This window comes from Pseudomonas sp. NFR09 (assembly GCF_900111535.1).
Classification (GTDB): Bacteria; Pseudomonadota; Gammaproteobacteria; order Pseudomonadales; family Pseudomonadaceae; genus Aquipseudomonas; species Aquipseudomonas extremorientalis.
The window spans coordinates 98691-122891 of sequence record NZ_FOIH01000009.1; the positions used below are offsets into that span (position 1 = coordinate 98691).

Genomic DNA, 24201 nt, shown 5'->3' on the forward strand with positions numbered 1-24201 from the left:
CCACCTTTGGTCGGCGGCGCGGTCAAGATGAGGTGCTTTGGCATCAAACAACCGCTTCCCTGAAATGCAAAAAGCCCCGCCATTTTCATGGCGGGGCTTTTGTTTGTCAGCGTGTCACTCAGACCTGAGGGTCGCCCACGTGCAGGATCTTCATGCCATTGGTGCCACCGGTGGTGTGGTAGCTGTCGCCTTTGGTCAGGATGACCCAGTCGCCTTGCTCCACGACGCCGCGCTTGACCAACTCGTCGATTGCCTTCTGGCTGACTTCGTTCGGTGCCAGTGAAGCCGGATCAAACGGAACGGTGTACACGCCACGGAACAGCGCCGCGCGGGCCTGGGCTTCACGGTGCGGTGTGAACGCGTAGATCGGCACCGAGGAGCGGATGCGCGACATGATCAACGGCGTGTAGCCACTTTCGGTCAAGGCGATGATCGCTTTAACGCCCGGGAAGTGGTTGGCGGTGTACATGGCGGCCAGGGCGATGCTCTGGTCACAGCTTTCGAACTCTTTGCCAATACGGTGGCTGGAGGTCTTGCTGGTCGGGTGCTTTTCGGCGCCGAGGCAGATACGTGCCATTGCCTGAACGGCTTCCAGCGGATACGGGCCGGCGGCGCTTTCAGCCGAGAGCATCACGGCGTCGGTGTAGTCGAGCACGGCGTTGGCCACGTCGGACACTTCGGCACGGGTCGGCATCGGATTCTGGATCATCGATTCCATCATCTGGGTCGCCACGATCACCGCTTTGTTGTGGCGGCGTGCGTGCAGGATGATCTTTTTCTGGATACCGATCAGCTCGGCGTCACCGATTTCCACGCCCAGGTCGCCACGGGCAACCATCACCGCGTCGGAAGCCTTGATCAGGCCGTCGAGGGTTTCGTCGTCGGCCACGGCTTCGGCGCGTTCGATCTTCGCCACCAGCCAGGCGGTGCCGCCGGCTTCGTCGCGCAGTTTGCGAGCGTATTCCATGTCGGCGGCATCGCGCGGGAAGGACACGGCGAGGTAGTCCACTTCCATTTCGGCGGCGAGCTTGATGTCAGCCTTGTCTTTTTCAGTCAGGGCCGGTGCCGTCAAGCCACCGCCACGACGGTTGATGCCTTTGTGGTCGGACAGCGGGCCGCCGATGGTCACGGTGCAGATCAACTCGGTGCCGGTGGCGGTGTCGACGCGCATGACCACGCGGCCATCGTCCAGCAGCAGTTCGTCACCGACGCCGCAGTCCTTGACCAGGTCCGGGTAGTCAATACCCACGACTTGCTGGTTGCCTTCGGTCAGCGGGTGGCTGGTGGAGAAGGTGAAGGTGTCGCCGATTTTCAGCTCGATCCGCTTGTTGGCGAACTTGGCGATACGGATTTTCGGGCCTTGCAGGTCACCCAGCAGTGCCACGAAGCGGCCGTGTTTGGCAGCCAGGTCACGCACCAGCTTGGCGCGAGCCTTGTGCTCGTCCGGGGTGCCGTGGGAGAAGTTCAGACGGGCAACGTCCAAACCAGCCAGAATCAGCTGTTCGAGGACTTCCGGCGAGTTGCTGGCCGGGCCAAGGGTGGCGACGATTTTGGTACGACGGACGGACATGCACAGACTCCTGAGTTCAAGCGCTGAGGAAGGCTACTATGCTCTTTCGTTGTAGTCATTGTTCGTTTGCACTACTTATCGACGATTGCCTTGTTTTCGCTGCGGCTGAATACGAACATCCTTGAAGATTTTTAACGAGGGGTCGATACACTGCACAAGACAGGAGAACCCTCATGCGAATTTTGCTCATTGCTGCCCTGGCCGTCAGTGTTATCGGCTGCACCCGTTGGTCGATGGACCACCATTTGAACAATGCCTACCGCGCCTACAAGGTCGGCGATTGCGAGCGTGTCACCCTGGAGTTGTCCCAGGTCGACCGTGAAAGCCGCACGCGCCGCTATGTGCAACCGGAGGTATCGATGTTGCGCGGGCAATGCCTTGAACGGCAGAAACTGTTCGTCGATGCGGTGCAGACCTATCAATTCATCATCAATCAGTACCCGTCGAGTGAGTACGCCTATCGTGCTCGTGCGAGGCTCGATACCTTGCAGCAGTTGGGGCATTACCGCGGTGCAAGCGTCGCCCAGCCGCGTCCCGCTTCATTGTGATGATAATCGCCATTTCATAACTGGCCTGTTGCCAGTCTTGGGCTATCCTTTGAATGTTCGTTTGTACAAGTTTCTATGCAAACGAATGTGGGCCCGGACTCGGTAGCTGTTCTGGCGACGGACTATTGCCCGTTGTCTTACCGAGATCCATGGAGAGCGGGTTTTATTACTCGTTCCGAATCACTGGCACGGCCGCGTTATGGCCACTGGATGGCGATCTCACCATGTTTACCGACCGACGGATCGAGCGGCATCAGCTTCCTTACTTCCTGCAAGTGTTTAACCGTCTCACCGACAAGCCCATCGGTTTTTTGGGCAATGTTTCGGAAGACGGGCTGATGTTGATCAGCCAATTGCCCATGATGGTCGACGTGGATTTCGAGCTGCGCTTGAAGATTCCGGAGGCTGACGGCACCTTTTATCCCATTGATCTCACGGCTACCTGCCTGTGGAGCCACGAAGATATCAACCCGCAGCATTACGATTCCGGGTTCACTGTGCTGCAGGCCCCGGAGGAGTATGGGCAATTGATCAACGTCTTGTTGCATTACTTCAGTTTTGACCCCTTGCAGGCTTCGGCCTAGCTACAACGCACTGTCGACCCGGTTCAGAGGGATTTACCTCTGCCGTGGTCGAGTGTTGTTTTTCAGAACGCTTTTCTCAGAAAGCGCCGGCTTTCTTCCAGCCCAGGTAGCGTGTCACCAGTGCGGGGCCCAGCTCGGATGGCAAGGTGTCCAGGACGGATAAGCCATGTGCGGTCAGGCGGTCATGCAGCTCGTCCCGTGTGTTGAGGTAGTCGATGGTGCCGCTGTAGGCCAGGGCTTCGGGCAAGGTTTGCACGGGGGCTTGACGCAGTTGGTCGAGTACCTCCTCGCGCAAGCTGGTCACCAGCACCTTATGTTGACGACTGATGCGTTTGACGGCCGTCAACAGGGCTTCATCGTCCTCGTCCCGCAGGTTGCTCACCACAATGACCAAGGCTCGACGCTTCTGCCGGGCCAGCAGTTGGCTTGCCGCCGCCTGGTAATCGGCGGTCCGTCGGGTGGTGTCCAGGTCGTACACCGCGTTGAGCAACAGGTTCAACTGGCTACTGCCCTTGACCGGCGCCAGGTAGCGCGATTGGTCACCGGCAAAGGTGCACAGCCCCACGGCATCGCCCTGGCGCAAGGCAACATAGCTGAGCAGCAGGCACGCATTGAGGGCGTGGTCAAAATGAGACAGTTCGTCATCCTGGCTTCGCATGCGCCGGCCGCAATCAAGCATGAACACGATTTGTTGGTCGCGCTCATCCTGGTATTCACGGGCGATGGGGGTGCGTTGTCGGGCGGTGGCTTTCCAGTCGATCTGTCGCAGGCTGTCGCCTTCGCGAAACTCACGTAGTTGATGAAATTCCAGCCCCAGACCGCGCCTTTGACGTTGACGAACGCCCAATTGGCTCAGCCAGTTGTCCACACCCAGCAGTTGGGCGCCGTAGAGCCGAGCGAAATCCGGGTAGACGCGGGTGGAGTCGCTCACTTCGATATGGCGTCGTGCCGCCCACAGCCCCATAGGGCTGGGCAGATGTATTTCGCAACGGCTGAAACTGAAATGCCCGCGCCGCAGGGGGCGAAGGCGGTAGCCCAGTTCGCTGCGTTCACCGGGATACAAGGTTATGGGTTGAGGCATGTTCTCCACGCTCAGTCCGTCGGGGGCATGATCGAATACCTGCACCGTCAGCGGCTGTGGGAAGTCGTGCTCCAGAGCCAGGCGGATTTCGCCCCAGCGTCCCAGCGCCAGGCTGCCGGGCATCTGCCGTTGTACATGCGGAGATGGGCGGCGATGCAATCGTACGGCGTCCAGCATGGCCAGCAGCAACAACGCCAGGAGTAACCCCCAGACGACTGAGTGCAAGGTGTCCGGTACTGTGAGCTGCAATGCTGCCGCAGTGCCCAGCAAAATGCCCAGACCCAGCAATGCGCCGAGCCAGTTCAACAGCAGACGGGTCGGCTTCATGGGCGAGTCACTGCCGGGGTGCCGGAATCTGATCCAACAACTGCCTGAGCACCTGGTCGACCTCCAGCCCATCGATATCCAGCTCTGGCGCGATACGTACGCGATGACGCAGTACTGCCAGGGCGCATCCCTTGATATCGTCCGGTGTTACAAATTCACCACCGCGCAACAAGGCGCGGGCACGGGCGCCGCGGACCAGGTCGATTGAGGCGCGCGGTCCTGCACCGATCGCCAGCCCTGGCCAGCTGCGTGTAGCGCGTGCCAGGCGCACGGCATAGTCGAGCACCTGTTCATCCAGGGCAAGGTCACTGGCAACCTGCTGCAGTTGCAGCACATCTTCGGCCTGCAATACGGTGCGCAATGGGTGTACAGCCAGCATGTCGGCCCGCGACGAGCGGGTGACTTCGCGCACCATCTCCAGTTCCTGCTGCGCGTCGGGGTAATCCATGCGCACCTTGAGCATGAAGCGATCCAGTTCCGCCTCCGGCAGGGGGTATGTGCCTTCCTGTTCGATGGGATTCTGTGTCGCCAACACCATGAACGGTTGGCCGATGGGCAGCGCCTCGCCTTCGAGGGTCACCTGCCGTTCCTGCATGGCCTCGAGCAAGGCTGCCTGGGTCTTGGCTGGAGCACGGTTGATTTCATCGGCCAGCAACAAGTGGGTGAACACCGGCCCCTTGCGCAGCTTGAACTGTTCGGTATGCAGGTCATACACGGCGTGGCCTGTGACGTCGCTGGGCATCAGGTCCGGGGTGAACTGGATACGCGCGAAATCGCCCTCGAAGCAGCGTGCCAGGGCGCGCACCAGCAAGGTTTTGCCCAGCCCTGGCACGCCTTCGAGCAGCACGTGGCCACCGGCGATCAGTGCGGTCAGGACGTCTTCGATCACCGAATCCTGGCCAATCACTGCCTTGCGCAACTCAGTGCGCAGGGCTTGGGCTTGCCCACTGGCGCGTTGCAGGGCTTCACTGGTCAAGGCAGTGGTGCTTGGGAAATCACTCAGCTGTTCCGGTGCCTTGCTAACGGTTAGTTCTAGATTATGATCCATAAATCAATCGCTTACCCAATCTAACTGTTTTTGGCTGACCTTTTGGTCAGTACGCATTCTTGGTCTGTGTACTCAAATCTAACCTATCAGAAGATATGTAGATAAGGAGCCGGGCTCCGCTTGCGCGAGAGAGGATATGTGCTCACAGCGCTGCTGCATCCTTAAGCAATGATGCCAGGATTGTGGCGCATCGCCACTTTCAGGCTACGCTGAGGAGCCTTGCCCACCGTAGAAAAGGAATTCATCCCATGCACGCCTTGAGCAAGATACACATCAAGAACTTCCGCTCTTGCAAGCAAGTAATCCTGCCACTGGGCGATTTCACCCCACTGGTCGGTCAGAATAACGCAGGAAAATCCACCATCCTCGACGCGATCAGATTAGTGCTTGCGCCCAAGGCATTTGCGAAGACAGACGCGAATGATCCGACTCAGCCCATCATCATTAGCGCCTGCGTATCCGGGATTACCGAGGAACTGATTGCGCAAATCCCTGAAGCCAAACATCAAGCAGCGATTACCCCTTACTGCATCAACGGTGATCTTTGGATAAGGATTTCTGCTTCGGGCTCAACCAAACCGACCACAGAGGTGTGGGGGAATGCTGATATAGATGAGCAAGGTCTGCCTACGTCGTGGCGCTCCTATCCGACGGGGTTGCCTCAAGCCATTTCGGCATTGTTACCTGAAGCGTTGCATATCCGCGCCATGGATGATGTCCAGGAAGACCTAGGCAAAGGCAAAGCTGGCAGCACAATTCGTGGGCTACTGGATGAAATCATGGCACCCATCCTCACTGCCCACCAAGAGGTTCAGGATGCACTCACAGCAGTCAGGAATATACTGGGATCCGACGGTGAGAACCGATCCCCTCTGCTGAATGAGTTCGACACCAGCGCCACCAATGCCCTCTCAAGCTTCTTCCCTGGTTTGATGTTAAACCTGGACGTACCGTCAATCGACGTTAAGGAGTTTTTCAAGAGCGGTGATTTAAACGTGACCGATGAGATATCCGGTCAAACCAGACGATTCGACACTTTAGGAAGCGGTGCTCAGCGCGCAATACAAATGGCCTTGATCCGGCTCCTAGCCGACATCCGTAAAACCCGCGATCAAGACCTTTCTCGTCGTCTCTTGCTGATCGATGAACCCGAGGTTTTTCTGCACCCACAAGGTGTCAGGGGCCTTAGAGAAGCACTCCATGTGCTTTCAAAATCCGGCTACCAAGTTGTGTTCACGACCCATTCGCCATTGATGGTAAGCAGGGATAATGCGCCTGAAACGGTAATCGTGCGCCGCTCACGGGAGAACGGTTCCGAGGTTCGCATTCCTATGGGCACGGCGGTTGCTCAAGCTATAGCAGAGGCTCAAGCGCAATCTCGAACGCTTTTTGAGCTTGGAAACATTGCGGAGATCTATTTTGCCGAAAAGGTAATTTTGTGTGAGGGCAAAACTGACCAGAGGTTGCTACCCCTCATTTACGAGAAGCTCTATGGCGTTAGTCCGGAGCTTGAACGGATCTGTTTCGTTGCCCTTGGGAGTTGCACCGCTATACCTAAAGGATTTTCTGTACTGACGGCAATGGGTATCAAATGTGGCGTGATCGCTGACTTGGATTTTGCTTTCACCCACGCTAGAGGCCCTTGGCTTCCGAAGGAATGCGAAGAGATGGATAACGTCAGATCTGCACTTCGGGTTGTCAGCCAAGCCGAAGGTTTCCAGCTCGGAGGAAATGGAATGCCTCAGAAATCCCAGAACGGAACTGCAGCGGATTGTTGGGCTGCCTTCGCGAGGCATGCTGACGGTCGACCGCTCGCAGATGCGGCTCATGAAGCCATGAAAGCAGGATTTTCAACTTGGGTCTGGCCGATGGGATGTATTGAGGATGCCTTGAGCATTGTGGAAAAAGGGGAAGCCGCAATCATTGCTCAGGAAGATAATATTCGAACCTGGCAGCCGGAGACGATAGATCAAGAATATCCTGTTTTCCGCAGCACCCTTGATTGGATGCGAGCTCTCTGACCGGCTACGTTATCTTTATGCTTCCGCTTGGAAGCATAATCCAGCCTGCTTGCTGCCCTTCTGTAGCGATCCTACCTGGGGCTGCGAGCAGATCTGTTAGCCCGGTTAGGCACTTTGAAGATCGAGGTGAACGAGAGCGTCTTCGACGTAATCCATCCTGGCTCGTCAATGATTTGGGTGGCTTACCGCAGTGCTGGGCCACCGCGCATCAAACCTTGGCTGCGCTTGGTTTTCGCCCGGCAGGCGTCCACCCTTCGGCCATCTTGGCTGGCGCTATCCGCTGGCGCCCGAATCTTTTTTCCAGCATGTCAGGAACTGCGTAGCTAATCTGCGCAATCAGTCGCATCAAACCTCCCAATCCATCCAGCTTGCGGAACCTCCGCAGCCTGTCCCCTGGACATTAGCACCACTCTCCGCAGAGTGAGTGTGGCGTGAGCATGTGATCTGACCTGGCTCAAAGCAGCCCGCCCCGACAGGCGTTGGTCTCTACTTTCAACAGAATCATCTCGCTATACTTCAAGAAGTGGCATAGTGCCGTCATGGCTATTTCAGCCTGTGGGCTGGCCTTGCTACTTGGCAGTAAAACCAACAGTAGACCTACAGGCCGCTGCGATGGATGCAGCGGCAGGATTTCAGAGGCTGCGGCCCCTTTGGATATTTGAGTTATGGATGGCGTCGTTTTCAAGCAAGTGGGTCAATACGCAATGTGCTGCATCGAGTCCTTCTCAGATGAGCTGAAGGACACTCTCAGGGCAAATCTGACCAGGATATGCCATGGCGCCGATCAGGCGAGCCGGAGCATGGTGGTATTCAAATACGCGGCAACCTTGAAGTCATTCTGGGATCGCTATTCCAGCAAGGATCAGAATACTCGTACTGGGATGCTGGGAGAGTTGCTTGCGCATGTCGTAATACTCGAAATGCTCGACGATTTTGATGTCGTTTCGCCTTTCTTCAATATGGAAGAAAAACATATCCGGAAAGGTTTTGATCTCATTCTTTATCAACCCTCAACTGACGAGGTGTGGATTACGGAAGTGAAGTCGGGGGCAGCCGGAAAGAAAACCTCCTGTGCAGCCAGCAAATCCATGCTTGCCAAAGCACGTGATGACCTTAAGGGCCGACTCGCTGAATCAGAAATGAATCATTGGCTGAACGCCATGAATGCCGCGCAGAAATCCATCAACGATAAGAAAAGCTACAAAGAATCTGTGCTCGCCATCCTGGGCATGGAGGGTGACAAAGCTTACGGGAATTCTGCCGTACCATCAGACAATAACGTGGTCTTGGTTTCTGCTTTATTCAATGATGTCTCGCACAAGGTTATGGAGACAAGTATTGCGGACTTTACCACTACCCTAACAGCGACTCCTATCTTCAAAACTGTCTTGGTATTATCCCTCCATAAGGGAACACTTCAGAAACTGGAAGACTTTCTCCGCGCCGAGGCAGGATGCTAAATGCAAGAGCTAACTATCAAGGAATTGGCAAAAACCCGTTTCAAAGACATTTACATGGAGCTTCTCCGTGGCAGCGAGATGTCCGACGGGGATACTGTTAAGCTGCTTGCGATTGCAGTCCTGCTCCTCAACCACAAAGCGCCTGAAATAAAGCGTTTAGGTTATAGGGTGACTTTATTTTATGGCAATCTGACGGGGAGATACGAGCCGCTTTATGACGTATCTATCAATAGTGGGCTATTACCTGTCTCTGCTGTTCTCGGTAAATCTTTTGAGAAAGATGAAAGGCTAAGTAGGTCATTCATTCAAAATATTGTGAGTAGTTACGTAGACACATTCCGTGATCAGGGGATGGTGCTTACGGAGCAGCAGGATACTCTGAGAACTTTTGTCCAGGACGAATATGAGAACTCGTCAGTAGTCATTGCCCCGACGTCCTACGGGAAGTCTGAGCTCATTATCAAATCTGTCAAAGACAACCCCTCTAAACGCATCCTTATCTTGGTGCCATCGAAAGCTTTGCTCGCCCAGACGAAGAAGCGCCTGATTTATTCAGATATTCCAAAGTTGGGCAAGGTGGTGACGCATCCGGAGATGTATTCGCCCGAGCGAAACAATCGAACGTTTGTGCTTACACAAGAGCGCCTGAATCGACTACTAAACGAATACAGTGGTCTGTACTTCGATATGGTGTTTGTGGACGAGGCTCACAACCTCCTTCAGGGCGACAGTCGCAATGAACTATTGGCGACTATGCTATGCATCCTAGGCGCTAGGAATTCTCAGACTTCATTTAAGTTTTTGACTCCTTTCCTTTGTAACGAGCTTAACGTTCGAGTTCGTTACCTTGATATGACACCCAAGGGCTTCAGGGTAGATGAATACATCAAGTCTGAGCGCTTCTACACCAGAGACTTCAGGACTGGGAAGAACGACGGCAAGCTGAAACTCTACGACCATTTCCTCAACCAATGGTTGGAAATCGACAGAAAGCACAAGAATTGCTTCGACCTGATCAAGCGCGAATCGTTAGCCAAGAATATTATTTATGGCAACACCAAAAAGAAAATTGAGCAGTTCGCCGTCGAGCTCGCCAACACTTTACCTGATATCGACTGCCCATTAGTTCAGCGAGCTTGTGATGAGCTTGAGGAGACATTCGATAAGCGATATAGGCTGATTTCATGCTTGCGCAGGGGAGTGATGTACCACCACGGCTCGATCCCGGACACCATACGACTGTATTTGGAAAACCTGTTCCACCAGTCAAAGGCGATGAAGTATCTGGTCTGCAACTCCACTCTGCTTGAAGGCGTAAATCTTCCTATTGAGCGCCTGTTTATTTTTGACTATTCAAAAGGCCGTGGAAATCTGACCTCATCGCAATTCAAAAACCTAATCGGTCGTGTCAATAGATTTAGCGAGGTGTTCGCACCCGAAGCGGGCATCACGCTTAAAAAGTTAGAGTCAAGCATCTACCTTTTGGGTGTCGACGGCTTCACGAATAAGAAATCTAATCTTCAGACCTTCTATGAAAAAAACGTGAATGTTTCGAAGGTCGACGAAGACAGCGTAAGCAACGTTCTGCTTCAAGAGACTGCCATTTTGGATGGCCCAATGGCAGACCGGCATCGTGACGCTGTGGCAAGGCTGGAAAACCTCCAACCTGGCATAGTCACTGGTCAAGAGTGTGAGTATGTCAAGACGCAGGTTGGCCAGTTGCTGATCGCTAACAGTGTGAGTGAGATTGACGTGTTCGCCACTGAGGAGCAGATTGATAGCGCGATTAGTACATCGGTTGAGGAATATGGTTTGATCGATAGCGCTGACCGCCTCCTGCTAGAAATCAAGTCTTGCTTTGTTGACAATTTCGATGATAAGAGAAAGTACAGTGACCTAAAGCGACTGCAAAACAAGGCTACTATAGATTTCTATGCTATGTTTTTGGACTGGAAACTGAAAAAATACAGCCTCAAGCAGATACTAAGGTACACATTAAAATATTGGCGCGAGCTTCCTGAGAAAAAGGGGACGGACTATGTGTATGTCGCAAACTGGGGTGATACTAAGTTTGGTAATAGCCAGTTTCCTTATTGGGTCAGAATTTCAACCAAGGATGATGTAGAAAGAGTCAATCTCGCTATCGTTCGTCTTAAGGAAGAAGATGATTTTTTCGACAACAAGATTTTTAAATTTGTTGAGGTGCTGAACGGGGTTGGGGCTATTGATCCAGCTTTTTATAAACGCATGAAATATGGCACCACGGATGACGCAAAAATCAAGCTAATCCGAGAGGGTTACAGTCGTGGTCTGTCCGAGCTGTTGCTTGATCGATACCCCCAGTATGTTCGCCTCGATAGAAATGGCGAGATCCAGGTTAGCTCTAGGGTCATTGGGTTGATGAGGGACAATGAAGAGAGCGACCTGCTCATCTTCGAAGCTCAGATGAACCTGAAAGCGGTTCCCGAGCCGGCGGCTTAACCCTCCCAGGTATTGCTGAGATCGTCCGACCCTCTTGGTCTATGGCCAAGAGGGTCGTGACATCCTCTCGTTTGCCGCTTTAAGTGCGATATCAAAGAGCCACTTGCCACGTGACACTGCGCCATAGCTGAGGCAGGATTAGGGTGCCCAAGCACCTTCGTGCTCGCCATATAGGGGGCAGCGTTGGCTCGCATGGAGCACTTATCTTTCCACAGCTGTTCACGCAAATGGAGTTCACATGGCTGTAACACTGAAACGCTCGAACCTTCAGACTGATGTCTATACCTACACTTGGGCTCGGGATGAAGGGGACTCGCCTTATGCTGGCATTCAGGATCGTCGTCAGGTAGACAAGGACGAAGGCTACGAAGTCCTGTACTTCCTGGAGCAACTCCTGAACAAGCACGACAAGAAAAAGGTTACTGAGCTGCATGCCGCAGAAGACGCCCTTCATCACAAAGACTTGAGCAAGGTCACTGATCGGGTTGACCTCACCGCAGGGGTTGAGAAAATCCTGGGCTGGTAAACAAAGCTGATGCGTACGCGGGGCATGCGGGATATCTTCATAACTGCAGCTTAATGGCGATGATGCCGTTGCAGTTTTGGGCTTGCCCCCGCTGGGGTACGGCTGTCGTAAACCAAACCCTGGCTTCGCCAGGTTTTGGCCCTGCGGGCTTCCATCCTCAAGCCTCTGGCACATCCCGAGCCGGCGCGCTCCGCTTGCGTTCATGGCAGATACCCGAGCCCCCCTCTTAGATACTCCCCGCGTAACCGGCCTAGGGCTGCCGCTCGCGCAGCCTATTGCAGAGTTAATTTCCCTGACCTATGATCGGCCCAGGCGGTGATGGTCGCCTGGCGCCTGTTTCGCGAAGCAATAGCCCATCGTAGATACATCCCTCGTTTTACATCGGCATGTCCCTAACCCGACGCTGCCCGGTGAACAGGCAATCGGTAACCAAAGCGTCTATGGTTTTGGAGACATTGCTATGTCCGATTTTTCCCCGCTCAACATTTTCAAATCTCAAGCCAAGCAGCTCGCTCGTGATCAGGACGTAAAGCTTTCTGTCGCTCAAGAGACCCTCGCACGGAAAGCTGGCTTTGCTGATTACCACGAGCTCGCTGTGGTCGCTCAGCGGAACCCCGAGGATCCGCGCTTGATGATGGCTGTCTTTGGGATCAAGGATTTTGACGACGCGATCCACGAGGACGATGTTTACTCGGATCTGGATCAGGAGTTGGAAGATCAGCTGTCCGGTGCGATTGCGGAGACAAATGCAAGCGGATTCACGGTGGACGCCTTGACGGTCGATGCTACTCAATACGCCGACTCAACCGGGATACTGAGCTTGGGAGTTTCGCTGACCTATCAGGGCGAGCAAGACCAAGATCGGGTGTATCACGGTGCAGCATTCTTCCTTAACGCCACAGTCGAGTTGCTTCGCCGTGATGGTAAGTGGTTGCTTGCAGAGGATGGCGTATCCATCTCCAGTATGGAATCAGATGCTGATCGAGATCGTAGATCTGAGCACGAATATTGGGCTCAGGTGGAAGAGGCTCGAAACAGCAACCGCATGTCCATGGCGCAAGCACTCGCAAGCGAGCTGGGGATATCGGTCGAAGATGGCGAGCTCTTGGCGGGATCAGAGATCACCACCAACGAGTCGGATGATGGTCTCGTGTACAGCTACTGGATCAATTTTGAACCTGAAGCTGAAGGCGAACTGAGGGCAGACCTGCTAGCGCGTTTTGGCTCGCTCGAGTACGAGCTACACGTAAACTTCTTCGATGATGTTGAACACGAGTTCTGATATCGATGAGGTGGTGGCCAGCTTCATGCTGGCCATTCAGGACTCCACGAAGGCAGAAACGCAGGGTAGCGAAATGACAACAATCTACTTCGACGAATCAGGCAACACAGGACGTCAGCTGGCCGATCTCGACCAACCACTGTTTATCCTCGGCTCCTGTGACTTCAACGCTGAAGAGTGTGAGCGATTGCTCCGCCCACTGCGCTCCAGGCAGGCGCCTGAAATCCACTTCAAAAAGCTTCGAAAGACTGGGCGGGGGCAAGATCGGGTCATTGAGCTATTTCGGTCTGGTCTAGTGACGCCTGAGCGCTTCAAGGCACAGGTGTTTCACAAGCGGTTCATGCTGCTGACCAAGGTGATCGATGACCTCCTGGAGCCGCTGCTTTACTACCAATTCGACTTCAACCTCTATGAGAATGGCCAGAACATCGCTTTGAGCAACATGATCTTCGCTTGCCTTCCACTCGCAGTGGGAGATGCCTGCTTTGATCAATTTCTTTCTTTCTACTACGACATGTGCGGCGAGAAGAGCGAGGAAGCTATCACCGCGTTCTACGAGTATTTAGAGGTGATGAAAGAAGCTGCCGCACAGAGCACGCTGCCGATGGAGTGGGAGCTTGAGATGCTGTCAATGAGCTCGATGATTGTTCGGGATGCCCTCGAAGAGTTGCCCAAGAGTACCTTCAACCCTGCGATCCCGGCGTTCTTTTCACTGTGTGTTGAATGGGGAAGGCAGCACGCCCGGTTCGACGCGATATGCGATGACTCGGAGCCCCTGGAACGTCAGGCCGATTTTTTCAAGGCAATCGCCGAGCTCGAAGAGCAGGCTGAAGAGCAACAAGTGATCGGTTTCGGAAACGCCCAGATTGAGTTGCCCCTGAGACTGAATACGTTGACCTTCAGCGCCTCACACGACTCTGATGGTATTCAGCTTACCGACGTGCTCACTAGCGCACTCTCGTATTACTACACCAAGCGGCAGAAGGGTGAAACAGACGATGAGTTCTTCATCAAGCTGGACAGCCTAGGCTTTCTGCATGATTTCGTCAGTGGATGTGTTTGGCCTACAACAGATGTAACCCCTGAAGCACTTGGAAGGGCGGGTGATGAAGGTGGGCACAACCCAGCGAACGCATTCGCTGACTTTATGATGGCACGAGACAGGCAAGATTAGCACCGGGCCATAATGGCGGCACCCAAATGAGATCCGATTCTAAGGAATGCTTATGATCACCAGCTCCCTCGCTGAGCAATTGCGTAACGCTCAGCATGTCGTTGTCTTCACAGGCGCTGGTGTATCAGTAGAAAGCGGCATCCCAACATTCCGAGATGCTTTGACTGGGCTGTGGGAGCGGTTTGATCCTGCACAGCTCGCCACCAGCGACGCATTCCGAGCTGATCCATCACTGTGTTGGGGATGGTATGAATGGCGCCGGAATAAGGTTCTGCAGGCGCAGCCAAATGGAGCCCATCTCGCTATCGCCGAACTGGCCAGGTACGTACCCAAGCTCACTGTCGTGACTCAGAATGTTGATGACCTTCATGAACGGGCAGGCAGCCGGGACGTATCCCATCTGCATGGCAGCCTGCACTCGCCTCGGTGTATCGATTGCCGGCTTGCTTATACGTTGCCCCTCACGTCCGAAGCTCTGCCTGAGGGCGGGAGTCGGATTGAGCCGCCACGATGCTCTGCATGTGATGGATATGTTCGACCTGGAGTCGTTTGGTTTGGTGAGATGCTGCCAGAGGACGCTTGGAGTGCAGGAATCGCAGCAGCAGCGGAATGCGATGTCTTCCTGTCGATTGGTACGTCCGGGATTGTTTATCCGGCAGCAGAGCTTCCGCTACGCGCGTTGGGACGTGGCGCGACCGTTGTTCACATTAATCCTGCGCGGTTTGATATCAGCGGTCAGGAGCACTTTCTCGAAGGCCCTGCCTCTGTGATGATGCAGAGCCTGCTTCGCGAAGCCTTTGGCGACCATCCTGTCTCGTAGTCTATGACGATTGAAACTAAAAGAGCCGCGAACATAGAACTAATTCCGAACACGCTCACCCAAAATTGACATCCTGTAAACGTTGGCGAGGTATTGAGCATCGCTCGCGAATTGTCTCGCGTGCTTCTCCCAGCGTGGCTGGTCGGTGACTGTCAGAATTGAGGTGCCGTCGGGAAGATTATCACCAACGATTTGGCCTTGAACCCCATTAACGAACACCTTTAACGCGTCATAGAAGTCTTTCCCGGCCAAGAGAGAAGCTTTAATCTCTTCCGAGCCTTCCTGGTGTAACCAGCTTTTGATGTTGAAGCGGAGCGCGTCTTCTACTTGCTCGACGTCACGGTGAAGATCTCGAAATGCATCGAAAGCTAGCTCCGGGATCCATCCTAGGGTGAAGTCGTACTGCTCCAACCAATGCAGATCGGACACAGAGAGGCAGGTGGGGACGTAGCTGCGCAGCTTGGCGAGCGAAACCATGTAGTCATCATTGGAGGGTGCTTGTGGGGTAACTGACAAACTGTAAGCGTTTGGGAAAATACGCTGCAGTACGTCTTGAGGTATGGACTTGAGATCATCCGCACTGTAATCGGCCCAGTGTTTCACATGAACGGAAAATGAGCTTCCGTCCGGACGCTTATGCCGATAGACAGAACCACTGTTTTGCTGATCCTGAATGGTGGTGTGCTTGTGAGCAGTCGTAAAAATCACGTAGCCTTGAATTTTTCCTGCATACCCATCAGTTTTTTCCAACTCATCCAGCACCTGCTTCCAAGTGAATGAGGTTTCGCGCAACTTGCATTGGCCGACCAGTGGAAAATCCGAGCTTTTGGGGACTAGATCAACCCCAAACTGGCTCTGACCTTTGTGACCGTAGCATTGGTATTTGATATGCGGGTCGTGCTTGTGGGCTATTTGCTCCATGAAGTAGCAGCAAAGTTCCTCCCAATGTTCCCAAATCTCAACCTTCAGTCCTAGCATTTCCAGCTCCCTTGGCGGCGGGAAGTTGTTGACGCGATGAGCGGGTGCAGCGGCCTAACGTTGGCAGGCATGATCATCGCACTAGAGGTCATGATATCGAGATCTGAAACGTAATGCGCCCAAGCTGAAGGCCGCGTAAGGTGATCGGCTTGAGGAGCTAATGAGCTCCATCTACATCGACTTGACCGAGACGACCTCCACGTACTTGTACTTTTTCCTAGCAGACTTCACAGCCTCCTGCTCAGCCAGCAGCGAGCTCAACGTGCCGGCTTCGTGAATTAGCTCGTACGTTTTTCCTTCGAATTCGTTTCCGACTCGGAGAGTGACCCTGAGCCTGGGCGTGAATGCTTTGCCCATTTTCTTCTTGGCTGCGGGAGCTGCTACCGGCTTCGTGAACACTACATCTGGCACTGGCTCCTGCAACGGAGCGGCGGGCAACTGATGTTCAGGCTGAGCCGTACCGAACAGGGCACGACGCATTTCTTCTTCAGTCAAATCAGCACTCATAAACATCTCAATGGGGTGGGGCAGTAAGCTTGAAAGCTACTGGGACAGCTACGGCAGGGGGCTGACTGCTGTATAAGTGAGGTCAGATGCCCAAGTCAATTTCGAGGCAGGAGCCTCTCCAGGATCGCGAAAGCTGCTGTTTCGGCAGTCGCGTAATGAGCCCGTCGGCAAGATCGCTCGCGTGACGAGCGTACAATGTTACGGCCCTGGAGCCGGCGTTCGACCAGGTACAAATGCCCCGACTCGCTCTTGGGCAATTTTCAGTATATTCAGGACTTGTTGGCTCTCAGATGCTCGACTAATCGTGTGGGTGGAGGAGACGCGCCTCCCCACAGCTCCACAACCAGCTCGAGTAGCCCATCATGGCCAAGATGCTGGAGGGCCATGTCCCATAGCTGTCCTTCCTGCGCCATATTTAGGCGGGCCCTAGTCATCACGGAGTTTTCGTAACATGAGGCTCTTTCTTGATTGCGAATTCACCGAGCTCTCAGCAGCAGCGAAGCTGATTTCGCTGGCACTGGTTGCCCCGGATGGTCGCGAATTCTACGTCGAAGTGATCGGCACGTGGCGAGAATACGACTGCAGTTATTTCGTGAAGGAGATCGTACTGCCACAGCTCTGGGCCGGTGAGTACGCCATGCCGATAATCGAGGCCAGGAAGGCACTCCTCCAGTTCTTGGCAACCTACGACGAAGAGCTCGAAGTTGTCACTGACGCCCCTGTCTACGACTGGGAGCTGTTTTGCGAGCTCGCCTATCACGATGGGAAATGGCCCAAGAACGTCAGAAACTTTCCCACTGATGCCACGACCCTGACAGCGATGAATGATGGGGAAGAACTGCCTCACCATGCCCTGCTAGACGCCAGGATCATCGCAAGCATGTTCACAGCTAGAGCGTAACCATCTCACGCTCGATGGATTGCCTGAGGTGTTCAGGCATGTCGTTGCTCACGTGAAAGTCGACCGGCACACCCACCAAGACCTGAAGCTCGTCTTCGAGGCCGGCGATGTCGAACAGGGAGATTTTGCCGACCATTGCTGGAGGAATGGTGGCGAGCAGATCGAGGTCACTCCCTTCGTGATCATCTCCTCGAGCGGCAGAGCCGAAGAGTCTGGGCTCAATGAAGCCATAGGTCTCGATCAGACGTCGAACCTCCCCTTCCTTTCCTCGTATCGCGTCAGTGGGCCTCATACCTTTCTCCTTGAGCCACAGGCGCTCATCGATGCCCCCGGCGAACCAGCATTTTGGTGCCCGTCTTTCCGGAGCTCAAGCGGCTCGTTAGACTCGGTATAACGCCTTCGGCGACCACTATCTTGATCAGGGACGACAGCACTATGCCTTCTATGCGGCCCTCGCAGTACGCCATGCAGCAGCGCACCGACGGAGGGCCTTTTCTTCGGTTTGATCTCGAAGACACTGGGGCTTTGAGCGAGGAAGAGCTCTCGGCCATCGAATCAGATGAGGGGTACGAGTCCATCGGTGAAGAGATATATGGGATTTCTAGGGTCTATTACAGCGACGTCGCGTTGGCAGAGCATGAGCCAGGTTGGCACCTTCTGCTGGAGGTTGCACCGTCTTACCTGACCATTTATCCCATCAACCCTAGAGCCGAACACCCCGAGTACGGTCAGCCCCGATATCACGGAATCAGGTCGATCATCATTACAAGACCTGTTTATACACCGTACTCCCATCCAGCCACTCCTTACGAAGTAGATGAATTGCTCGATGGGCTTCCGGAAGGGCTTTATACGGATTGGCGCTACGGCCTTGGCTTCAAGTACGAATACAGGTGCATCGTCCAGGCACTGAGCAGCCTAAAGGGGGTTGATACCATCGTGATACACGGTGGTACTGGTCACAACGATGCGAAACTCAAAGGCAACGAGTTTTACTTGGGCGTTGATCGTCTAGAGCAGCTGCGGAAATGCCTGGATCGGTTAACCCAGCGCCACCAGCGGGAGACGGCGTCTGACAAGAAACTTGCCTGCTATACAAGCCTGCTTCATGAAGCTGCGCCTGAGCTCTATCCTCCACGCGCCAGGAAGCTGCCTCCTGACCTTCTCGCTAACTTGGTTTCTCTAGGATCCCTGTCGCCCCGGCTTTCGCCTAAAGATCAACAGCAGGCAGCCAAGCTGACGGAGCAAAACGTTCCTGCGCTTGCTAAATCTGCGCCCAACTCACTGTTCAATCTCAAGGCAGAAATCGAGCTCGTTACACTCGGAGAACTCATTGAGATCTATCGAAAAATGATGGACAACAAGGTAAGCGAACCTAGATGGCAGCGGTTCTTAAGTGAACACCCCTTCGTGCTCGACATGGCATTTGGGTATCCGGTCAAGAAGATTGCAGACCAGCCATACATCGGCGGTAAAGGCTTCAGTGGCCGGGGCGGTCAGTTTTCGGATTTCCTGATGGCCGCCAGAGCAACCGGAAATCTTGCCCTCATCGAGATCAAGCATCCTCAGACTGAGCTGCTCGGTCAGTCATACCGGCAGACATTCGTGCCTTCCTATGAGCTAGGCGGTGCAGTCGGTCAGATCATTAGCCAACGCAGCGTGCTTCAACGGGAGGTTTTCGGTTTGTCCCAGGAGCTTGATGAGCGCGTTCACGCACACGCCATTGCGGCAATCGTCATCATTGGTCGAACTCCCAGGGATCTGGCTAAGCAGCGTGCCTTCGAGCAGTATCGAAGCGGCCTGAAGGATGTATTGGTGGTGACTTTTGATGAGCTCCAAGTACGACTAGAAAGCATCCACCAAGCCCTCACGCCCAAGCCGCCGGTGGAGCCAGAGCCAATCCGCGAGGAAGATCTACCATTCTGAGCCTAGGGCAATCAAATTTGCGCCCCGTGAGCGATGCGCACCAATAATTAATTTCTGCTGCTGGCCGTTCCAGAGCTCGAATCTGATAACCAGTGACGGCTTGAAAACGATGCTCGGCCACCGTTAAACAATGGTAGAGAATTTAATGCAGCCGACTCGGCGTTGGGATATACCGATCACCCGCAATACCCATGAACTCACGCAGGCTAAGCCGTTCGACGTCTAGCCTGAAAGTCGCTTCGACTCAACAGTATGGATGTCGTCCATGGCTACACACCCTCCGACGACGATGTTAAACCGGAGGTCTGAGAGCGGCGTCGGTACAGCTCCTTGACCCCGACCAAGGCATCAACATCAAGGTCACGCTGATGAGTATTGATGTACACATCACCGCTCTCGACCTGAAGAACGCAGATCGGCACCGCTACCTGGTTGAGTCCCATCGACAAAGACGTCAATTGCTCCATCTTCCAGCCCGAACCTTTGTTCATCCAGCCAGGTGTAACGACTTGGACGTCCTGAACAACCATGCTCTCATCCTGAGCAATGAGTAGCTCCACAAGGCGGGGCTCATCGCTGACCATCTCCTCAAAGGCTACAAATCGGCCCTCATGCCGGCGCTTGAGACTGACGTGATACCAATGCGTTGCGAGAGATCGTGAGACGGCGTGAAAGTGAGCTAGGCCATCGCCAAACATTCCAACGGGCCCAGCCTGATCTTGCATGCAAATCCTGAACATCTTGTTTCTCGTGTGAAGCAGGCCCATCAGGCGCACCTGCAGTTGACTTGAAGGGATCATTGTCTTGTCGCAAGCCGTTGCCTTGAGGCCTTACCAAGCGCTCCAACGAAACTTATGATTCTGAGCTTCGTCGCATTGAGCTGCTGCGGACACCCTACCCAGCAGGGGCCGGCTGACGATCAGAAAAGGGAAAATATTGCGTCGATGGAAGACGACTTCCGGTGCCCAGGGCCGAGAAGAACGTAAACGGAGTTCCGCGTAGCGAACAGGAAGCCTTCTTTGAAGGTGGTGCCCATACTGGAGCGCACCCAGTTACCGGGTTCGAATCGTCTCTGTTCGTCGTGCACCACCTGGTGGGCAAACAGAAACATTGGCTGGCAGCCTGCGGCGATTACTTTTGCGCGCTCGGTGTCAGTGACTACGGCGTCCAGGATGATCCACTCTTCGACGACGCATAGTGGAAGGTGCTTATAGTGCCTTCTTGCCGCCTGCAGGGCGTCATCAAGGCAAAGCTCCGCGCCCATTAGGCTGACACCAGGATCGCCCAACAGACCGTCTTGAATGGGACTATCCACGTCCATATCTCCACCCTCAGGATTTATCATAAATTGTCAGGCCGTGGTCGCTGTCAGCTCCCCCCTGTTGGCGTCGGGCCTGAAGAGAGGGATTGGAGCCGCCCCGATCTTTACAATAATACCTCATATTGATGTTTATCGGAAACCCAATGGTATGGCTATATCCTGACTTTTGGCAGAGCCATGCATCTCAAAATCGCCTTAGCAGGCACCCTCAGGGCTCTACGCCTGAACAAACGCTTCCGGTATGAGAAGCTTTCGGATGCCAGCGCCAAGTCCAAGATCAGTGCTCTGGAGCGCGGTGAAACCAGCATCACGCTTGAGAAATTCGAAAGCCTGGCTGAAGCACTTGAGATAGATCCGCTCGCCCTTCTGGCCTTGTGCATGTCCGCACGGCTGGGGACGCCATATCCTGACCTCATGAAAAATGCACAAGAGCAGCTTCGAGCGTTTGAAGCTGGTGGGGGCATGGAGCTATTAGCAGAGCAATTTGCCGATGGGGCTTTAGTTCAGCGTACACGCGGAAAACCTCAGAACCCCGCAAGCCTCGACGCCGTTAGGAGGCTTAGAGCAACCGGCATGACACAGGCGCAGATCGCCCAGGAGTTGGGCTTGTCGCCGAGCCTAGTCAATCGTCATTGGAAGCGCATTCTCTCCGAAGACTCGAGTACGTGAAACAGGGCTCTTCCGTTGCGTCCAAGTTGGCATGGCACCGCACACTCATAAGAGGTTTTGATCTGAGTTGAAGCGAGGATAGTCTGTTTAGGCCTCATGCCGGCATCACTGCTGCCGCGATACGGCAGCGCGCTTTACGACCGTCCTTGCTTCAATCCGGATTTGAAGCGGGTCATGCCTATTGTTCTAGTTCAAGTATATCTAGGAGTTCCCAGCATACTTGATACCCTGACCCTATCGCCAAGTCCCGCAGACTCAGCGGCAAGGCGAATAGCTTGAGTGTCGTCAATAGACAGTTCTGGGCCAAGATAAATTCGATCTATAAGCAAGCAAACATCTACGGCCACTTTAATACCAGACTCAGGAACCTTTACGCCAAATTCCTCTGCCAAACGAAGTGATATCATCAGCCTGAATTCTTGCTCCCAGGAAAATGCCTTATGCTTGTACATAAAGCGCTCAAGCACATTAACCCTAAGTCTTTCTTTTAACAGATCGAGATACCGAACATTACCGCTCCAGAGAGTTTCGTCAGCGTAATCCTCCCTCAGTTTGAAGGGCTTAATCGCCTTGGCCAATCTCGCTGGACTTGTTCGAATAGCTACTCCTTTCCATGCTGCAGCATACAACTGCCACATCGCATCACTTTCATATGCAGCTCGATGCCAACAACATATTTTTGTTAGACGACGTAGCTGCTCGAAGGCTCTTTCGCCGCCCTCATTCTGCGGCAAAAACCGGGGATCATGAATTGATCCTGGTGGTAGTACAGCAGTAGCCCCCTCAAAAGGATCTTGAAACTGTCGGGCAGATGCAAAATAAAGACACCCTTGATTTATCATCTCTAAAAAACGATCAGGCCTAAAGTATCGCCACAAGTGTTCGTTCGCATCAATAGACTCATCAAACACAGTTCTCAACATTCACCTCTACCAATTACTTTCGGTTACCATCCCATGTCGGTAATAGAACTTGGCACCACCGAACATCCTCCTCGACCACTCTTTATTCGCCTGACTCCATTTCTTGAAAGGCAGCATGTAACGCTTCCGGATTTTGAAATGCCTTGTTATCAAGAAGACGATGTGCAGATCCGTATTCCAGCTGCTGGATGTTCATGAAGCATACGGGGCCACCTGATAAAAATCTAATAGCTTCCTTATGTGACGGAAGTTGGGGAGTGTCGGAGTTATAGTCTTCGATTGATTGTTCGCGCATTTCCCTCTCCCAGTGATAGGAGTCGTCAGCATCGATGTTCACTCCATGCTGCAGGGTACATCCTACGTCCTCTCTGACATAGGGTTTTTTGCCCTGCGCTGTGAGGCGTTTAGCGAACATGAATATGAGAGGCGAACGGTCGTTGTTGATTTCTGGGATGTGTACAACCAGAGCATCTAAACAAAACTGATATTTGGTTCGAATATCCACGGCATGGATCGTGAGGATATCGTCTTCTGCTAGGCTTACAATTTGTGCATGACCGGAGTTGTGCATATTTACAAAGTCACAACCATACCGGATTTCGCTTCCCTGTATTTGCTCCAGTATAGCGTAAGCCTTTTTTGGATCTTTGATTAGAAAAGTGCTCGGAGCGGTCACATTTTTAAGATTATTAGATTGCAGCACATCAATTAAACGTTCAACCGTCAATCCTTTAATTTTGTTATCCAGCTCGCCGTAGACCGCTTTTGTCAGCCTATAGGCTCGATCTAACTCTGTTCGTCCCTGCCCTTTTAGGTAGGGTTCTCCGATCAAAGGGCCAAAAAAATCATCCAGCTCTGTCAAAAATTTTATTAGGATTCTTGCTACTTCAATTTCCCTCAAAAGCACAGCGCTATGAGTAATGCTATTCCGCCATGCCTCAACCTTTTTTAGAGTCTTGACAAACCGTTCATCCATATGAATGCCGCAGATATCCTTTAGGCGCTCGATAGACTCCTTAAATGTTACGGTATGTAAGCCTTCGTACTCATAGAGCTCTTTAATGATTTCCTCTCGTCGGCTTTTATAAGCTTCTTTGAGTTTTGAAATGTCGGTAAAGAGCAGGATCTCATTTTTTTCTTTGAGAGAGTATTTGAATAAGATTTCAACACCATGTTGGATTGATAGGACTGAGTCTTTTAGTGCTGAGAATCTTTCTGTGTCGCCGGCCTTTTCGGCTAATAATTTCTCATACCTACCCAAGTGGACGTAACCTTTGCGAAGGGAGTCAAGCCCATTGTCTATCAACGAAATCTTCATGTGGCGTTCCTGATTTTCGATATTTTCAAACTACAAGCCTGTACAGCTTGAAGCAAGAAAGCAACCACAGCACGGAGGTGCAGGCGCATCCGGATGCGTTGTGGATGGAAGTCCAATCGGCCAACACTACAGGGGGGCATAGTTAATGACTGCCAGACCCGTGAGGCGCTCCCCAAAATTTTCAATGACTCATTACTCTCATTCAGCGTCTTACAACGGCTGTCTTCCTGACTAACCTGACTTCATCACCTATTGCGAGCTTAGCCAAGCTTCCACTTTTTGCAGCCTGTTCAATTCCGAAAGCTTGGGCTTGCCAAGATTCAGTATTCCAAGCAGCCGCTGCGTAGCCTCAGGGGAAGGGAACCATTCCGCGACTTCTACGTTGCAGTATCTTGAATCGCTCAACGACCATTTCACGATCATGTCTGCAGCAGCTCTGTAGTGGTCAGCCATGAAGAGCTTTTTGTCCACTATGGGCCATCCACGCTTCCTGAGCTGTTCGGTCACGTCAGTGATGCCCGTGTCACCAAAAAACGCATCGGTGTCTGGGTAGTGAATCCCTGCTAGCGACACTTTAGCAACGCCCGAATCTCGGTCGAAGTAAGACAGGAAATGCCAACCACCAGTGATACATCCTGGCTGGGGGAAATTGATTGCGGCCTTGCCAGTTATGTAGTGCCGACGAGAAACGCGTTTTAGGTCAAAATCAAAGAGCGGTTGCGTCATGTAGCATGCC

Annotated in this window: 23 protein-coding genes; 12 read left to right on the forward strand and 11 right to left on the reverse strand. The window is 53.3% G+C overall.

What is annotated here, in order from left to right:
• Positions 1-118: 118 nt before the first annotated feature.
• Complete coding sequence (gene pyk, locus BMX59_RS20245) at positions 119-1570, reverse strand: pyruvate kinase (protein WP_071496512.1); 1452 nt, start codon at positions 1568-1570, stop codon at positions 119-121.
• A gap of 173 nt (positions 1571-1743) precedes the next feature.
• Between pyk and BMX59_RS20250 the strand changes: the two genes are divergently transcribed.
• Both BMX59_RS20250 and BMX59_RS20255 read left to right on the forward strand, forming a co-directional pair.
• Entirely contained in the window at positions 1744-2118 is a 375-nt protein-coding gene (locus tag BMX59_RS20250) for a tetratricopeptide repeat protein (protein ID WP_092246837.1), read from the forward strand.
• 224 nt (positions 2119-2342) lie between these two features.
• Positions 2343-2702, forward strand: a complete 360-nt coding sequence (locus tag BMX59_RS20255) for a PilZ domain-containing protein (RefSeq protein WP_093125160.1) — start codon at positions 2343-2345, stop codon at positions 2700-2702.
• Positions 2703-2778: 76 nt separating this feature from the next.
• Here the strand turns inward: BMX59_RS20255 and BMX59_RS20260 are convergent, their stop codons facing one another.
• Complete coding sequence (locus tag BMX59_RS20260; RefSeq protein WP_093125163.1) at positions 2779-4110, reverse strand: DUF58 domain-containing protein; 1332 nt, start codon at positions 4108-4110, stop codon at positions 2779-2781.
• A 7-nt stretch (positions 4111-4117) separates the two neighbouring features.
• A complete protein-coding gene (locus BMX59_RS20265) occupies positions 4118-5158 on the reverse strand; it encodes an AAA family ATPase (RefSeq protein WP_371914383.1) in 1041 nt (346 codons plus the stop codon).
• 248 nt (positions 5159-5406) lie between these two features.
• Between BMX59_RS20265 and BMX59_RS20270 the strand changes: the two genes are divergently transcribed.
• The 7 genes from BMX59_RS20270 (at position 5407) to BMX59_RS20300 (ending at position 14922) form a co-directional block, all read left to right on the forward strand.
• Positions 5407-7179 carry an ATP-dependent nuclease gene (locus BMX59_RS20270; protein ID WP_071489336.1) on the forward strand — a complete coding sequence of 591 codons (1773 nt, stop codon included), beginning with the start codon at positions 5407-5409 and terminating at the stop codon, positions 7177-7179.
• Between the two features lie 665 nt (positions 7180-7844).
• Positions 7845-8639 carry a Hachiman antiphage defense system protein HamA gene (locus BMX59_RS20275; RefSeq protein ID WP_010425947.1) on the forward strand — a complete coding sequence of 265 codons (795 nt, stop codon included), beginning with the start codon at positions 7845-7847 and terminating at the stop codon, positions 8637-8639.
• Positions 8640-11120: a DEAD/DEAH box helicase family protein gene (locus BMX59_RS20280; protein ID WP_093125169.1), complete on the forward strand. Its 2481-nt coding sequence runs from the start codon at positions 8640-8642 to the stop codon at positions 11118-11120. It abuts the gene before it with no gap.
• A gap of 238 nt (positions 11121-11358) precedes the next feature.
• Positions 11359-11646: a hypothetical protein gene (locus BMX59_RS20285; protein WP_071489338.1), complete on the forward strand. Its 288-nt coding sequence runs from the start codon at positions 11359-11361 to the stop codon at positions 11644-11646.
• A 460-nt stretch (positions 11647-12106) separates the two neighbouring features.
• Positions 12107-12928, forward strand: a complete 822-nt coding sequence (locus BMX59_RS20290; RefSeq protein WP_027981124.1) for a hypothetical protein — start codon at positions 12107-12109, stop codon at positions 12926-12928.
• Positions 12906-14102, forward strand: coding sequence for a DUF3800 domain-containing protein (locus BMX59_RS20295; RefSeq protein ID WP_231999527.1), 1197 nt, complete (start codon positions 12906-12908; stop codon positions 14100-14102). Before BMX59_RS20290 ends, BMX59_RS20295 begins: the two co-directional genes overlap by 23 nt.
• Before the next feature lie 52 nt (positions 14103-14154).
• Entirely contained in the window at positions 14155-14922 is a 768-nt protein-coding gene (locus tag BMX59_RS20300) for an SIR2 family NAD-dependent protein deacylase (protein WP_027981122.1), read from the forward strand.
• A 39-nt stretch (positions 14923-14961) separates the two neighbouring features.
• Here the strand turns inward: BMX59_RS20300 and BMX59_RS20305 are convergent, their stop codons facing one another.
• Positions 14962-15900, reverse strand: a complete 939-nt coding sequence (locus BMX59_RS20305; protein WP_071489341.1) for a hypothetical protein — start codon at positions 15898-15900, stop codon at positions 14962-14964.
• Positions 15901-16071: 171 nt separating this feature from the next.
• Positions 16072-16407, reverse strand: coding sequence for a hypothetical protein (locus BMX59_RS20310; RefSeq protein ID WP_071489342.1), 336 nt, complete (start codon positions 16405-16407; stop codon positions 16072-16074).
• 451 nt (positions 16408-16858) lie between these two features.
• Here BMX59_RS20310 and BMX59_RS20320 point away from each other — a divergent pair, with 451 nt between their 5' ends.
• A complete protein-coding gene (locus BMX59_RS20320) occupies positions 16859-17308 on the forward strand; it encodes a 3'-5' exoribonuclease (RefSeq protein ID WP_071489343.1) in 450 nt (149 codons plus the stop codon).
• On the opposite strand, the gene BMX59_RS20325 is transcribed toward BMX59_RS20320, so the two are convergent.
• A complete protein-coding gene (locus tag BMX59_RS20325; RefSeq protein WP_071489344.1) occupies positions 17298-17600 on the reverse strand; it encodes a nucleotidyltransferase family protein in 303 nt (100 codons plus the stop codon). The two genes, BMX59_RS20320 and BMX59_RS20325, sit on opposite strands and share 11 nt — an antisense overlap.
• 173 nt (positions 17601-17773) lie before the next feature.
• On the opposite strand from BMX59_RS20325, the gene BMX59_RS20335 reads away from it, so the two are divergent.
• Positions 17774-19234, forward strand: a complete 1461-nt coding sequence (locus BMX59_RS20335) for a Shedu anti-phage system protein SduA domain-containing protein (RefSeq protein ID WP_156792151.1) — start codon at positions 17774-17776, stop codon at positions 19232-19234.
• A gap of 269 nt (positions 19235-19503) precedes the next feature.
• On the opposite strand, the gene BMX59_RS20340 is transcribed toward BMX59_RS20335, so the two are convergent.
• Positions 19504-19974 carry a hypothetical protein gene (locus BMX59_RS20340; protein ID WP_071489521.1) on the reverse strand — a complete coding sequence of 157 codons (471 nt, stop codon included), beginning with the start codon at positions 19972-19974 and terminating at the stop codon, positions 19504-19506.
• A gap of 179 nt (positions 19975-20153) precedes the next feature.
• Positions 20154-20555, reverse strand: a complete 402-nt coding sequence (locus tag BMX59_RS20345; protein ID WP_371914384.1) for a DUF6957 family protein — start codon at positions 20553-20555, stop codon at positions 20154-20156.
• Positions 20556-20732: 177 nt separating this feature from the next.
• Here BMX59_RS20345 and BMX59_RS20350 point away from each other — a divergent pair, with 177 nt between their 5' ends.
• Positions 20733-21224, forward strand: coding sequence for a transcriptional regulator (locus BMX59_RS20350; RefSeq protein ID WP_071489347.1), 492 nt, complete (start codon positions 20733-20735; stop codon positions 21222-21224).
• Between the two features lie 191 nt (positions 21225-21415).
• On the opposite strand, the gene BMX59_RS20355 is transcribed toward BMX59_RS20350, so the two are convergent.
• The 3 genes from BMX59_RS20355 to BMX59_RS20365 form a co-directional block, all read right to left on the reverse strand.
• On the reverse strand, positions 21416-22147 hold the full coding sequence (locus BMX59_RS20355; protein ID WP_071489348.1) for a DUF2971 domain-containing protein: 732 nt from the start codon (positions 22145-22147) through the stop codon (positions 21416-21418).
• An 82-nt stretch (positions 22148-22229) separates the two neighbouring features.
• Positions 22230-23465: a hypothetical protein gene (locus tag BMX59_RS20360; protein WP_093125173.1), complete on the reverse strand. Its 1236-nt coding sequence runs from the start codon at positions 23463-23465 to the stop codon at positions 22230-22232.
• Positions 23466-23714: 249 nt separating this feature from the next.
• Entirely contained in the window at positions 23715-24191 is a 477-nt protein-coding gene (locus BMX59_RS20365) for a hypothetical protein (RefSeq protein ID WP_071489350.1), read from the reverse strand.
• Positions 24192-24201 lie beyond the last annotated feature (10 nt).